General features: G+C 32.1%; 13 protein-coding genes. 6 read left to right on the top strand and 7 right to left on the bottom strand.

Annotation, left to right across the window (positions count from 1 at the left end):
* Nucleotides 1-90: 90 nt before the first annotated feature.
* Together Q0739_RS07920 and Q0739_RS07915 are read right to left on the bottom strand one after the other, a co-directional pair.
* Entirely contained in the window at nt 91-765 is a 675-nt protein-coding gene (locus Q0739_RS07920) for a ZIP family metal transporter (protein WP_298238177.1), read from the bottom strand.
* A 45-nt stretch (nt 766-810) separates the two neighbouring features.
* Nucleotides 811-1542, bottom strand: a complete 732-nt coding sequence (locus Q0739_RS07915) for a class I SAM-dependent methyltransferase (protein ID WP_298238176.1) — start codon at nt 1540-1542, stop codon at nt 811-813.
* Nucleotides 1543-1779: 237 nt separating this feature from the next.
* Here Q0739_RS07915 and Q0739_RS07910 point away from each other — a divergent pair, with 237 nt between their 5' ends.
* Nucleotides 1780-2937, top strand: a complete 1158-nt coding sequence (locus Q0739_RS07910; protein WP_298238175.1) for a class I SAM-dependent RNA methyltransferase — start codon at nt 1780-1782, stop codon at nt 2935-2937.
* Nucleotides 2938-3023: 86 nt separating this feature from the next.
* Here Q0739_RS07910 and Q0739_RS07905 read toward each other — a convergent pair whose 3' ends face one another.
* Entirely contained in the window at nt 3024-3974 is a 951-nt protein-coding gene (locus Q0739_RS07905; protein WP_298238174.1) for a S41 family peptidase, read from the bottom strand.
* Between the two features lie 120 nt (nt 3975-4094).
* On the bottom strand, nt 4095-4778 hold the full coding sequence (locus Q0739_RS07900; protein ID WP_298238173.1) for a hypothetical protein: 684 nt from the start codon (nt 4776-4778) through the stop codon (nt 4095-4097).
* 191 nt (nt 4779-4969) lie between these two features.
* Here Q0739_RS07900 and Q0739_RS07895 point away from each other — a divergent pair, with 191 nt between their 5' ends.
* From Q0739_RS07895 to Q0739_RS07875, 5 genes are all read left to right on the top strand, one after another.
* Nucleotides 4970-5866, top strand: coding sequence for a DMT family transporter (locus Q0739_RS07895; protein ID WP_298238172.1), 897 nt, complete (start codon nt 4970-4972; stop codon nt 5864-5866).
* A 125-nt stretch (nt 5867-5991) separates the two neighbouring features.
* Nucleotides 5992-7848 carry a DNA topoisomerase IV subunit B gene (locus Q0739_RS07890; protein ID WP_298238171.1) on the top strand — a complete coding sequence of 619 codons (1857 nt, stop codon included), beginning with the start codon at nt 5992-5994 and terminating at the stop codon, nt 7846-7848.
* Between the two features lie 13 nt (nt 7849-7861).
* The gene (locus Q0739_RS07885; RefSeq protein ID WP_298238170.1) at nt 7862-8005 is read left to right on the top strand and encodes a hypothetical protein; all 144 of its coding nucleotides are present in this window, start codon (nt 7862-7864) and stop codon (nt 8003-8005) included.
* Between the two features lie 49 nt (nt 8006-8054).
* On the top strand, nt 8055-8540 hold the full coding sequence (locus Q0739_RS07880) for a hypothetical protein (RefSeq protein WP_298238169.1): 486 nt from the start codon (nt 8055-8057) through the stop codon (nt 8538-8540).
* Nucleotides 8540-11161: a DNA gyrase/topoisomerase IV subunit A gene (locus tag Q0739_RS07875; RefSeq protein ID WP_298238168.1), complete on the top strand. Its 2622-nt coding sequence runs from the start codon at nt 8540-8542 to the stop codon at nt 11159-11161. The genes Q0739_RS07880 and Q0739_RS07875 overlap by 1 nt, the downstream gene beginning before the upstream one ends.
* Here the strand turns inward: Q0739_RS07875 and Q0739_RS07870 are convergent.
* The 3 genes from Q0739_RS07870 to Q0739_RS07860 are packed head-to-tail and all read right to left on the bottom strand — an operon-like array spanning nt 11158 to nt 13553.
* On the bottom strand, nt 11158-11835 hold the full coding sequence (locus tag Q0739_RS07870) for a GNAT family N-acetyltransferase (RefSeq protein ID WP_298238167.1): 678 nt from the start codon (nt 11833-11835) through the stop codon (nt 11158-11160). The two genes, Q0739_RS07875 and Q0739_RS07870, sit on opposite strands and share 4 nt — an antisense overlap.
* The gene (gene miaA, locus Q0739_RS07865; RefSeq protein WP_298238166.1) at nt 11825-12730 is read right to left on the bottom strand and encodes a tRNA (adenosine(37)-N6)-dimethylallyltransferase MiaA; all 906 of its coding nucleotides are present in this window, start codon (nt 12728-12730) and stop codon (nt 11825-11827) included. Before miaA ends, Q0739_RS07870 begins: the two co-directional genes overlap by 11 nt.
* Nucleotides 12720-13553: an ion transporter gene (locus Q0739_RS07860; RefSeq protein ID WP_298238165.1), complete on the bottom strand. Its 834-nt coding sequence runs from the start codon at nt 13551-13553 to the stop codon at nt 12720-12722. Before Q0739_RS07860 ends, miaA begins: the two co-directional genes overlap by 11 nt.
* Between the last annotated feature and the right edge of the window lie 16 nt (nt 13554-13569).

Genomic DNA, 13569 nt, shown 5'->3' with positions numbered 1-13569 from the left:
AATTGAACATTTTGTCTTTTCCGTGAAGACTGGAATCCATTTTAAAAAACATTTGTTTTAATAGAATTCCTCCCTCGCAGGAAGAATAAATTATATAAAGTAAGCAATTCCAACTCCTAAAATAATTGAGATAAACTTCGATAGATTGAATTTATGACCTTCGCCACTCTCAAACAAAATAGTGGTAGAAATATGAAAAAAAATACCAATAACAATCGCATTAATACTATGGGCTAATTGGGCACTTAAGTCTACTGTATTCGAAATATAAGTTCCAAGAGGGGTCATTGAGCCAAATACCACTAAGAAGCCAATAATTTTAGTGATACTAAATTTAGATTGAAACAAAAATAAACTCACAATGGTAGCAATAGGAATCTTGTGTACTAAGACACCATAAACCATATCGTTATGTTCATGAATTGGAAAACCTTCCAAAAAACTATGAATACATAAACTAATAAATAACAACCAAGGAAATGTTTTTTCATTTTTATGTATGTGCACATGTCCGTGTTCTGCGCCTTTAGAGAATAATTCTAAAACAATTTGAAGCAAAATACCACACATAATAAACAGTCCTGTTAGTTTCGTGTCTAAATGATTGTAAACTTCGGGTAATAACTCAAAAAGTGTTAAAGCCAATAAAAATGCTCCACTAAAAGAGAGTAGGAGTTTTGTGTTCCAATTTTTTTTGTTTTTAGAGAATTGTGCAATAACAACCCCCAAAATAACAGCGTATATAGGAAAAAGGTATTTATTCATTCAAAAAAATAGTATTCACAACCGTGAGAATAGTTAATTAGTTATCTATTTGAAAATCATTACTAAACGTTCAGATGTTTTGGCATCAAACTTATGTAATTTGTAATCACCAAAAATTTCTAGCAAATGTACATCGGCTTTTTTAAAAAGCAATTCAAAATCTTTTAAAGTAAAAGCTCTAACACGCTCAATAAAAGCAAAATCTTCACCTAGCGCCTTAAATTTTATATCTTTAATTATAAAACCATTTTCAACATAGCGTTTTAAATTAAAATTGATGCCTTCAACTGTTTTGAGTTCTTCGGAAACTAAATTATCAATTATAAATTCACTATTCATAAAATCGATAACTCCAAAACCAAATTCATTCAAATTAGCTTTTATTGCTTTAATTGTGTTTAAGTTATCTTCATCATTATCAAAATATCCAAAGCTGGTAAATAAATTAAAAACGGCATCAAATTCCTTATTATAAGGTTTGCACATATTGTGAACTTCAAAGTGCAACCTGTGATTTTCAAATTGTTTAGCAAATTTAATACTGTTCTCGCTTAAATCTACACCCGTAACATCATAACCAATTTTATTTAAATATCGTGCATGCCTTCCTTTACCACAAGCTAAATCTAAAATAGTTCCAGCCTCAGGAATATTTAGGTATGTTGTAAGCGTATCCATAAATGCATGCGCTTCACTATCGTTTCTATTTTTATATAAAATATGATAAAATGGTGTATCAAACCAAGAAGTAAACCATTTTGTGGTGTCTGTGCTCATATACTTTTTTGGTGGTTCCCACGCTATGGCGTGGTCGGGCTTTTCGCTATATCTTTCTTGTGCTAAACTTGTTTCAGTATCTCATTAAGTATGGCGTATACATTATGATTTTCTTTTCCACCAAAAACTTTTAGAAAGCACAAAAAGGATGCCACTACAATCCCTAACCTAATTGTCAATAAACTTTAACGTTTGCCGCAAAATTACGTTATTTTTGCAAGGTATTAGACGAAAAAAATGGAAGAAAATTTCAAGATGGTAGCCAAAACATTATTTGGCTTTGAAGACTTATTAGAAAACGAACTTTTACAATTAGGTGCTCGAGATATAAAAAAAGGTGTGCGTAACGTATCTTTTACTGGGGATAAAGGCTTTATGTATAAATCTAATTTGGGGTTACGTACCGCTATTAAAATATTAAAACCCATTCATTCTTTTAGAGTTAATAGCGAAAAAGATTTGTATGATAAAATTTACAATATGAATTGGGAAAATTACCTGAAACCTACAGGAAGTTTAGCTATTGATGCTACTATCCATTCCGATTTGTTCTCACATTCTCTATACATAGCTCAAAAAACCAAAGATGCCATTGTTGATAAGTTTAGGGATACTGTAGGGCAGCGTCCTAACGTCGATTTAAAATTTCCAGACCTTAAAATAAACGTCCATATCGATAGGCGACAATGTACTATTTCATTAGATTCTTCTGGAGATTCATTACATAAACGTGGTTATAAAACAGCAACTAACATTGCGCCCATAAACGAAGTGTTGGCAGCAGGTTTAGTGATGCTTTCTGGTTGGGATGGACAATGCGATTTTATGGATCCTATGTGTGGCTCTGGTACCATGCTTATTGAAGCAGCGATGATCGCTTGTAATATTCCACCAAATTTGATGCGTAAAGAATTTGCTTTCGAACGTTGGCATGATTGGGATGTTGATTTATTTGAAAAAATTGAAGAATCACTTCTTAAAAAAACACGCGATTTTCATTATAAAATTACGGGATACGACAAAGCACCGAGTGCCGTAAGCAAAGCAAAAGAAAATGTAAAGCATGCACAGTTAGATGATTTTATACATGTGCAACACGAAGATTTCTTTAAAACCCAAAAAGGAGGCGAAGATAAACTACACATGGTATTTAACCCGCCGTATGGTGAGCGTTTAAATATCGATATGCAAGAGTTTTACAAAAGCATAGGCGATACCCTAAAACAAAGCTACCCAGGCACCGATGCTTGGTTTATTACCTCTAATCTGGATGCACTAAAGCATGTAGGATTAAGACCTTCTCGAAAAATACAATTATTCAACGCTAAGTTAGAAGCACGTTTTGTTAAATATGTGATGTATGAGGGGAGTAAGAAGGGAAAATATATGAAGTAGGTTTTATGTTGTGTTTCTTGCTTTGTATAAGAATAGTATGGGATTAAAAGGTGCTTTTTGGGTTTAGCATTTAGCTAAATTTAGGGTTATTTTTCATTCAAAATAATTTCGAGTGCTTTTTTCTTAGCATTTTCACTTATAACATGTACATCAGGTATAACGCCTTTTTGTTCCCAATTTGTTTTAGTTTTTTCATTTATTGGCATAGCGGTTGAAATAGAAATTCTGAAATCATCTGTCAATGAAAAGTACTCATTGTTATGTGCAGAACCAGCTGATTTTTCTCCAACAAGTATAGCTTTTCCAAAAGCTTGTAAAGTATATGCAAAATATTCTGAAGCAGAGCCTGTATTGCCATTTATCAAAATATACAATGGTTTTCCAATTCTCAATTTTCCATAGATCAAATCAGAAGTGTAATTTGTATAGGGTGTCATTTTTGGGTCCGAAAAATAAGTTGTAGAAAGTAATGTTGGCGGGCCTTCGAAGTAATGATTCATTATATACTCTAATATACCTGGATATCCTCCACCATTATCTCGAATATCAATAATTAAATTATCTGTGTTTTCGACAATCTTCATAGCAGCTACAGCAGTTTGCATAGAACGTTTGGGATGCATAAATTCTATTATCTTTAAATATCCAGTATTGTTATCTAAAATTTGAATTTCGGTAAAACCGTAGTTAAGCTTTATCTCAAGTGCTTTCTCTTCTGTTTCCCAATCTGTTGTACCTGTTGCTTTTTTTGCATTTTTGGTTAAAAGAGTAACATACATATGTCCATCGCTACTAATCTTTTTTAAATCCTTTGTGAGGGCTAAAGCTAAAGTGTCTGGATGTTTAATTTGATGATATTTTCTAGAATTAATATTAGTTAGAAATTGAAAGGCAATTTTTTTTCCTTTCTCTTTATCTACATAATTATTACTAATTAAATCAGGAATAGGTGAAATAATTGAATCTATTTGCTGTTCTGTCAAACTTTGTGAATACCCTTGAAAAGAAATGATTAATAATAGTATTATATTTCGCATAGTATTTGTTTTAGTCATTACCAATTTTAATACTGAAACAAGTTTAGTACAGGTGACTTATATCAGCCGATAAGCGAAGTTCGCTTTTAATATGCAGAAAAGCAATAGTTACTTAAGTGATTATAATAATTTCACCTGTAATTTAAATGCACCATTTGTAATTTCTACAGTGTCTGATGAATCTTCTACATTATACAAAGTGCCTGAAAATGTTCCTTCAATTTCTTGATATGCATCGATAAGTTGATTTAATAAAAACTGATTTTTTTCTGTAGACTTTGTAATCGTAAAAGACCCATTTATACTTGATCCATTAAAGGAAGTGTAATACAAATCGTTGTTTACATTTGGTGAATAAGAAATAGCTATGCTGCCGTTCGTACCCGAAATGGTGTTGTCTGAAACTGAAAGGGGATAAGACTTTACTGGAAATGAATCATTAAATAATTCTAGTTTTGATTGAGAACTTGAGCATAAATAGAACCGCACAAAATCGAAAAATATACTTGAACCTCCTGAAAAGGATGGATAAACACCGGAATTATAATTAATACCTCCATAGCTTGTATTGTCTGACGTACAAACCCCAGATTTTCCGAACACATTTGTATATTCGATAGAGGTAGGTTCTGTTTCTAACCCATATAAAAAGGATTCTCCATCAACTTCTCCAGAGATAAAGTATAAATAATTATCTGTGTTTACTGTTTTTGGTCCATCTTTATCTGAATTACTATCGCTGCTGCAGTTAACAAGAAAAATACAAATAGTAATAAGAATAGTGTTTTTAATAAATTGTTTCATAATAAATGATACTAGTTTTAAGGTTAATAGCTAATGTTAAAACTATATAAAAATATCAGAAAAGCAATACATTATTGTAAGTAATTATAAACAATATATGTTTCAATAAAGTTTTTAGAAATAACGTTTGAACATCGTAATAGTTATTTTTAAAATGTTCCATACAAATACAACAAGGCTATATTCGTTTCATGCAAAACTCCAAAACATTTATTTATGGTGTGCTTTTAGGTATTTTAGGTATTGTTCTATTTTCTTCAAAAGCGGTTATGGTTAAATTGGCTTATAAGTATAACATTGATGCTATAAGTGTTTTGTTATTACGTATGCTGTTTTCGTTTCCATTTTATATAGGTGTTTTAGTATATCAAAGCAAGCATGATACCATAATTAAAGTAACAAAAAAAGACTATTTGTGGGTTGTGTTTTTTGGTATAGTTGGTTATTATTTAGCTAGTTATTTCGATTTTATTGGTCTCTTATATATTAAGGCAAGTTTAGAGCGTATTATTCTATTTGTGTATCCAACCATAGTACTCGTTTTAAACAAGCTTTTTTTCAAGAAAAGCATAAGTTTTCTGCAATGTGCGGCTATATTATTAACTTATTTGGGAATTGTATTTGCCTTTTGGGATGAAGTTGCTATTTCTGGTCTTGAAACATACATAGGGGGTGCTTTTATTTTGTTGAGCGCCATAACATACGCATCTTATCTTGTTGGAAGTGGCTGGTTGATACCAAAATTTGGTGTTGTTAAATTTACAACTTATGCTATGTTGGTTTCTTGTTTTTGTGTTTTTATTCATTACGGATTTGTAACACAAACTAATCTTTATGGATATCCGTGGCAAGTATATTTTATTGGCTTTTTAATTGCAATTGTAGCAACCGTAATTCCATCGTATTTGGTATCGCTTTCTATTAAAATGATTGACTCATCAAACTTTGCAATTATTGCAGGCATCGGGCCTATATCTACTATTATCCTTGCGGCCATATTGTTAGATGAAATATTAACGCTAATGCAGCTTTTTGGAGCTTTACTGGTAATAGTTGGGATTCTTTTTGTGTCTGTTAAAAAAAAGTAGAAAAGGCAACTAAATGTTCTCAACATTATTGTACTTTTATTGTTAATTACTTTGTTTAGGAGCTATTTCATTTTTTCTATTGAAATACTATATTAGCATTCTATCACAAATTTTTACGAGTTTTTATGGCTGTACAATCTAATTATACCGAAGATAATATACGTTCACTCGATTGGAAAGAGCATATTCGTATGCGACCAGGTATGTATATTGGGAAACTCGGAGATGGATCGTCCCCAGATGATGGTATCTATATTCTTCTAAAAGAAGTAATTGACAACTCGATTGACGAGTATGTTATGGGTGCTGGTAAAACCATTGAAATTTCTATTCAAGGTACTAAAGTTACTGTACGCGATTATGGTCGTGGTATCCCATTAGGAAAAGTGGTAGATGTTGTTTCTAAAATGAATACTGGTGGAAAGTACGATTCCAAAGCATTTAAAAAATCTGTAGGATTAAATGGCGTGGGTACAAAGGCAGTTAATGCCTTGTCATCTTATTTTAGGGTAGAATCAACCCGTGATAGCAAGAGTGCTTCTGCGGAATTTGAGCAAGGTAATTTAATGAGTCAAGATTTACTTGATGATACCTCTCGCCGTAAAGGAACCAAAGTATCTTTTGTTCCAGATGATCTCATTTTTAAAAAGTATAAATATAGAAGTGAATACATTGTTAAGATGCTTAAAAACTATGTGTATTTAAACCCAGGTTTAACCATAGTTTTTAATGGCGAAAAATATTATAGCGAAAACGGACTAAAAGATTTATTAAGTGAAAATATTAATGAATCAGACAGGTTGTACCCAATAATACATTTACGAGGCGACGACATAGAAATAGCCTTAACGCATAGTAAAACGCAGTATAGCGAAGAGTATCATTCTTTTGTAAATGGGCAGAATACAACCCAAGGGGGAACACATTTAAATGCCTTTAGAGAATCTTTGGTTAAAACCATTCGAGAGTTTTATGGAAAAAATTATGATGCTTCAGATATTCGAAAATCGGTTGTAAGTGCCATAGCAATTAAAGTAATGGAGCCTGTTTTTGAAAGTCAAACAAAAACAAAACTAGGTTCAACAGATATGGGAGGTGATTTGCCAACCGTAAGAACCTATATTAATGATTTTATAAAAAGAAACTTAGATAATTTTTTACATAAAAATCCAGATTCAGCAGAGAGGATTCAGCGTAAAATATTACAAGCCGAGAGAGAGCGTAAAGAACTTTCTGGAATTAGAAAGCTCGCAAAAGATCGGGCAAAAAAAGCGAGTTTACATAATAAAAAATTGCGCGATTGTCGTGTTCATTTTGGAGATACTAAAAACGAACGTAACCTAGAAACAACTTTGTTTATTACCGAGGGAGATTCGGCGTCTGGAAGCATAACCAAATCGCGCGATGTTAATACACAAGCTGTTTTTAGTTTAAAAGGAAAGCCTTTAAATTGTTACGGTTTAAGCAAAAAAATAGTTTACGAAAACGAAGAATTTAATCTTTTACAAGCTGCATTAAATATTGAAGAAACATTAGAAGATTTACGCTATAATAATGTTGTAATTGCTACAGATGCTGATGTAGATGGAATGCATATTCGTCTACTGCTCATTACATTTTTTCTTCAATTTTTTCCTGAAGTAATTAAAGAAGGTCACCTCTACATACTCCAAACACCACTTTTTAGAGTTCGAAATAAAAAGGAAACTATTTATTGCTATTCTGAAGAAGAAAGACGTAATGCCATAGAAAAATTAAAACCAAAACCAGAAATAACACGATTTAAAGGACTTGGTGAAATTTCGCCAGATGAGTTCAAACATTTTATAGGGGACGATATTCGTTTAGATCCAATAATGCTAGACGATAATATGTCCATTGAAGAGTTATTAGCATTTTATATGGGAAAAAATACACCATCACGTCAAGAATTTATAATTGATAATCTTAAAGTTGAATTGGACTTAATAGAAGAAAACTAAAATTAAACTAGATATGTTGTATAATAAAGACAAGAAAGTGGCAAAAAAAAGATCTTATGATTATTTGCATGCCCACAATGTGAAAGACAATGCAAAAAAACGCCCTAAAAAAGGAAGAGTAATGCTTAACGGTAAACCAAAAAAAAGAGTTACTTAAAAGAGAATTTTATGGCTTCAAAGTATAGAGTAAATAATTAGAAAAATCTATGAGAACAAATAATGGTAAAATTCGAAATGTAATTATTTCGGTATATTTTATTCTTATTGTTATAGCCATTATTATGGCAACAGTTTTTAGTGCTTTCAAAGATTTAACAGGGAATGCTACCTATACTTTTTTAATGCTTTTACTTGGATTTGTTGGCCTATTGTTTCTAGTACATTGGATTGCCAAATATTTCGAATATGATAGCGATGGAATGAAAGTGGTTTTGATAAATCGCGGCTTACTTTTAACCGATTATTTAAATTATAGAGAATACAAAGTAGAATTTGAAAAAGCAGATTTAATTTCCTATAAGTTTAGCAATTATTTGGTATACAAAAGTTTGACTTTATATATTAAAAAACCTTCTGGTAATACAAAACGAGCAAATTTTAATGTGACACTAGTTAATAGAAAAAAAAGAAAATATATAAGACAGTCTTTACGAAAAATGGTAAAAGCTAATAGAAATAAAGAAACTATTTAATGACAGAAGAAAGCGACGATTTAATAAACCAACAAGACGAACCACAAGAAACCATTACCCGCGTAACAGGTATGTATAAAGATTGGTTTCTAGATTATGCGTCTTATGTTATTTTGGAGCGTGCGGTACCTGCAATTGAAGATGGTTTTAAGCCAGTACAGCGTCGTATCATGCATTCCATGAAAGATTTAGATGATGGACGCTATAACAAAGTAGCCAATATTGTTGGGCATACTATGCAGTACCATCCGCATGGAGATGCGAGTATAGCAGATGCTATGGTTCAAATTGGACAAAAAGATTTGTTAATAGACACCCAAGGAAACTGGGGAAATATTTTAACTGGGGATAGAGCAGCAGCATCTCGTTATATTGAAGCTCGCATTTCTAAGTTTGGATTAGACGTTGTTTTCAACCCTAAAATTACGGAGTGGCAAGCAAGTTATGATGGTCGTCGTAAAGAGCCAGTTAACTTACCAGTCATGTTTCCACTATTATTAGCACAAGGAGGCGAGGGGATAGCTGTTGGTTTGTCAACAAAAATATTGCCTCATAATTTTTTAGAGCTTATTGATGCTTCAATAAAACATTTACAAGGAAAAAGGTTTACCATTCTTCCAGATTTTCCAACAGCAGGAATTGCAGATTTCTCAAATTATAATGATGGTAATCGAGGTGGTAAGGTACGTGTACGTGCTAAGATATCGCAGCTCGATAAGAATACATTGGTCATTACCGAACTACCTTTCGGGACAACCACATCATCTTTAATAGATTCTATACTAAAGGCTAATGACAAGGGGAAAATTAAAGTCAAAAAAATTGAAGATAATACAGCTGCAGAAGTTGAAATTCTAGTGCATTTACCTTCTGGTTTATCTCCAGATAAAACAATTGATGCCCTTTACGCTTTTACTAGTTGCGAATCCTCTATCTCACCTTTAGGTTGTGTTATTGAGGATAATAAACCATTATTTATTGGTGTTACCGAAATGTTGCGTAGAAGTACAGATAACACGGTTCAACTATTAAAGCAAGAATTAGAGATTAAGCTTAGCGAACTTGAAGAACAATGGCATTTCGCTTCTTTGGAACGGATTTTTATAGAAAATAGGATTTATCGCGATATTGAAGAAGAAGAAACATGGGAAGGTGTAATAAGTGCTATAGACAAGGGGTTACAGCCACACATAAAGCATTTAAAACGTGGCGTAACTGAAGATGATATTGTCCGTTTAACTGAAATTAGAATTAAACGTATTTCGAAGTTCGATATAGATAAAGCACAGCAGAAAATTGATGCATTAGAAGATCAAATAGCAGAGATAAAACATCATTTAGCAAACCTAATTGATTATGCGATTGCTTATTTTACAAGACTTAAAAAAGAATATGGAGAAGGGCGAGAACGCAAAACTGAAATAAGAGTTTTTGATGATGTAGACGCAACTAAAGTGGTTATTAGAAATACGAAACTTTATGTAAATAGAGCAGAAGGATTTGTTGGTACCTCGCTTAGAAGAGATGAATATGTTGGAGATTGCAGCGATATTGATGATATTATTGTTTTTACAAAAGAAGGTAAAATGATGGTTACGAAAGTAGACTCTAAAACCTTTATTGGTAAGGATATTATCCATGTAGCTGTCTTTAAAAAGAAGGATAAGCGTACTATATATAACATGATTTATCGCGATGGAAAATCTGGACCTTCATATATTAAAAGGTTTGCAGTTACCTCTATAACAAGAGACAGAGAATACGACTTAACTAATGATAGCAAAGGATCCGTCGCTTTATATTTTTCAGCAAACCCTAATGGCGAAGCAGAAGTCGTTAGTATTAATTTACGACAAGCAGGAAGTATTAAAAAATTAAAATGGGATATTGATTTTGCAGATATTCTTATTAAAGGTCGTACCTCCAAAGGAAATTTAGTTACTAAATATTCTATTAAGCGTGTAGAATTAAAGGAGAAAGGTGTTTCTACTTTAAAACCACGTAAAATCTGGTTTGATGATAACGTACAAAGACTTAATGTAGATGGGAGAGGGGAATTAGTTGGCGAGTTTCGAGGTGAGGACAAATTACTTATTATCACTCAATCTGGGATAGTTAAAACGGTGACACCAGAAGTTACCATGCATTTTGATAATGATATGATAGTTCTGGAGAAATGGGTTCCTAAGAAACCAATTTCTGCGGTATATTTTAATGGAGAAAAGGCGCTGTATTATGTTAAACGTTTTTTAATTGATAATGAAGGACGCGAAGAGTCTTTTATCCCAGATCATCCTAATTCGCAATTAGAGATTGTTTCTACCGATTGGAAACCAATGGCAGAAGTAGTTTATGCTAAAGAACGCGGTAAAGAGAGAAAAGATAACCTAGAAATAAATCTAGAAGAATTTATTTCGGTTAAGGGTATTGCTGCTTTAGGAAATCAATTAACTAAGGATAAAGTAAATCAAGTAAACTTACTAGATCCTTTGCCTTATGAAGCACCAGAAGTAGTGCATGCTGACGAATTAGAAGTAATTGATGAAACTGAGATTACTTCAGAAAATGGTTCTAGTGATAATTTTGAAATTGATGAAGAGGGACAGATTACATTATTTTAAACTCGAATTCTCCAAAAGCTAAATGTTCTTCTTAGTTGAAATCCTAATTTTTTATAAAGCTGAATAGGATTAATGTTGGTTTGGTCAACATGTAGAAACGGTATTTTACTCTTTGTAAAAATACCATTTGCAGTATGTGTAATAAGTTGTTTAGCGTAACCATTTCCTGTATAGTCAGGATGAGTTATAACGGCACTTATTTCAATAAAATTTTTGGTTTGCATACGTTCACCAGCTGCTGCTACCAGTTTTCCATCTTTATAAATACCAAAGTATTGTCCTAATTTTTGTGTTTTCTCTTTAAAAAAATCTGGATATACTAATTTTATTAAAACCATTAAGTCATCATAATGCTTTTTGGTAAGCTCTATAATGTTTTCTGTAATTGCATAGTCTATTTTATTATACACAATCATTTGCAATCCTATGTATTCTTTAATAGAATTTATATGTGAAGGTAATTTTGGTTTATCGCCTACGATAAAAAAATCTTTAATTAGTTTAGAATGGGCATCAATAGCTTCACTGGTATCTTCATTATTTATAAAAGCTCCAAATGGCGCATAATTTGGATGATAAAACTTCACATTCCCATAATCTATAGCTTCATTATACTGGTGTTCTGTTAATGCATACCAAACAGGATTGTCAAGCGGTGTTTCATTATATAACATCTTCAATAGTTTTTATAATGTTATTTATTGGAGTTTTATAATCAAACCAAAAAGTGTTGTTGTTTTTTTTGAACCAAGTGAGCTGTCGTTTTGCAAAACGTCGGGTATTTTTTTTTATTTCTGAAATAGCAAAATCTAATTCCCATGAGCCATCAATATAATTAAATATTTCTTTGTAACCCACTGTATTTAAAGCATTCAGGTGTTTATATTCGAATAGATTTTTCACCTCATTTATAAGGCCATCACGTATCATTATATCGACGCGTTCATTGATGCGATTATAAATCGCTTCCCTTTCTGCCGTTAAGCCAATAGTTATCGTTTTAAAGTTTCGCTTTGCTTTTCCTTGATTTAAAAAAGAAGAATAAGGCTTGCCAGTACCCATTGAAATTTCTAATGCTCTAATAACACGATGTGGGTTATCTATAGCTATGGTTTTAAAAGCTTCAATGTCTAGGGATTGTAATTGATTCTGAAGATGTTCAAGGCCTTTGGTTTTTAAATCCTTATTTAAAGACTCTCGTATATTCTTGTCAATTTCAGGAAAATCATCTAAACCATGGGTAACTGCGTCGACATAAAGTCCAGAACCTCCAACCATAATAATCGTATCATTTAATTCAAATAAAAAACTTAATTTTTGAAGTGCGTCTTTTTCGAAAGCTCCAACATTATAAGTATCATGAATAGATTTATGATGAATAAAATGGTGTTTTGCGCCTGCTAACTCATTTGGAGTTGGAGCGGCAGTACCTATATGCATTTCCTTAAAAAATTGCCTTGAATCTGCCGAAATTATTTCAGTATTAAAATGTTGCGCTAACTTAATGCTGAGTGCCGTTTTACCTATTGCGGTTGGACCAACTATGGAAATAAGGTATTTAGTCTTCATTTAGTAATTCACCACAATTGTAACAATATTTTGCATTGTCGCGATGCTTTCTAGCCATGCAATATTGACAAGTTTGCGTATTGGTTTCAATTGAACGTTTATTTGTTCTTACCATTTCTGCAGACACTATACCTGTAGGCACCGCAATAATTGCATAACCCATTAACATTATAACCGAGGCTATTAATTGACCTAATGCCGTAGCTGGAGCAATGTCGCCATAGCCCACTGTAGTTAGTGTTACAATAGCCCAATAAACGCTTCTAGGAATACTTGTAAAACCACTATCCTGTCCACTTTCAACCAAATACATGACGGTTCCTAAAATTACACAAAGAATAAAAACAAACATCATAAACAATATGATTTTCGCTCGGCTTAATTTTAAAGCTCTAATAAGATTAGTAGACTCCCCAATATATCTTGTGAGTTTAAGAATCCTAAAAACTCGAAGAAGCCTTAAAGCTCTCAATGCTACTAAAGAATGAGATCCAACTAAAAAGAACGACAAGTATTTTGGTATTGTAGAAAGTAAATCAATAACTCCATAAAAGCTAAAAATGTATTTGCTAGGTTTTTTAACTGCTATAATTCTAGCAATATATTCTATTGAAAATAAGATTGTAATTGCCCATTCTGCTGTATTTAAAAGTGTATGATATTTGTTATCAATTTCTTCTATACTCTCAAGCATTACAAAAATGATACTTACAATAATGGCAATAAAGAGTATGATATCGAAAACCTTACCCGCAGGGGTATCAGCTTCGTAAATAATTTCATGAAGCCTAAATCTCCAACTATGTTTTTTGGGTTTATCCATGTTATCAAATGTAATA

It is taken from the genome of uncultured Algibacter sp. (genome assembly GCF_947487605.1).
In the GTDB taxonomy this organism is placed as follows: Bacteria; Bacteroidota; Bacteroidia; order Flavobacteriales; family Flavobacteriaceae; genus Algibacter_D.
The sequence above is the reverse complement of the archived record's forward strand: the minus strand, read 5'-3'. Positions and strand labels throughout refer to the sequence as shown.

What these genes read in the sequence shown, in the direction of transcription:
- Q0739_RS07920 (WP_298238177.1), bottom strand. Translation starts at nt 765, where the DNA reads ATGAATAAATACCTTTTTCCTATATACGCTGTTATTTTGGGGGTTGTT.
- Q0739_RS07915 (WP_298238176.1), bottom strand. Translation starts at nt 1,542, where the DNA reads ATGAGCACAGACACCACAAAATGGTTTACTTCTTGGTTTGATACACCA.
- Q0739_RS07910 (WP_298238175.1), top strand. Translation starts at nt 1,780, where the DNA reads ATGGAAGAAAATTTCAAGATGGTAGCCAAAACATTATTTGGCTTTGAA.
- Q0739_RS07905 (WP_298238174.1), bottom strand. Translation starts at nt 3,974, where the DNA reads ATGCGAAATATAATACTATTATTAATCATTTCTTTTCAAGGGTATTCA.
- Q0739_RS07900 (WP_298238173.1), bottom strand. Translation starts at nt 4,778, where the DNA reads ATGAAACAATTTATTAAAAACACTATTCTTATTACTATTTGTATTTTT.
- Q0739_RS07895 (WP_298238172.1), top strand. Translation starts at nt 4,970, where the DNA reads ATGCAAAACTCCAAAACATTTATTTATGGTGTGCTTTTAGGTATTTTA.
- Q0739_RS07890 (WP_298238171.1), top strand. Translation starts at nt 5,992, where the DNA reads ATGGCTGTACAATCTAATTATACCGAAGATAATATACGTTCACTCGAT.
- Q0739_RS07885 (WP_298238170.1), top strand. Translation starts at nt 7,862, where the DNA reads ATGTTGTATAATAAAGACAAGAAAGTGGCAAAAAAAAGATCTTATGAT.
- Q0739_RS07880 (WP_298238169.1), top strand. Translation starts at nt 8,055, where the DNA reads ATGAGAACAAATAATGGTAAAATTCGAAATGTAATTATTTCGGTATAT.
- Q0739_RS07875 (WP_298238168.1), top strand. Translation starts at nt 8,540, where the DNA reads ATGACAGAAGAAAGCGACGATTTAATAAACCAACAAGACGAACCACAA.
- Q0739_RS07870 (WP_298238167.1), bottom strand. Translation starts at nt 11,835, where the DNA reads ATGTTATATAATGAAACACCGCTTGACAATCCTGTTTGGTATGCATTA.
- miaA (WP_298238166.1), bottom strand. Translation starts at nt 12,730, where the DNA reads ATGAAGACTAAATACCTTATTTCCATAGTTGGTCCAACCGCAATAGGT.
- Q0739_RS07860 (WP_298238165.1), bottom strand. Translation starts at nt 13,553, where the DNA reads ATGGATAAACCCAAAAAACATAGTTGGAGATTTAGGCTTCATGAAATT.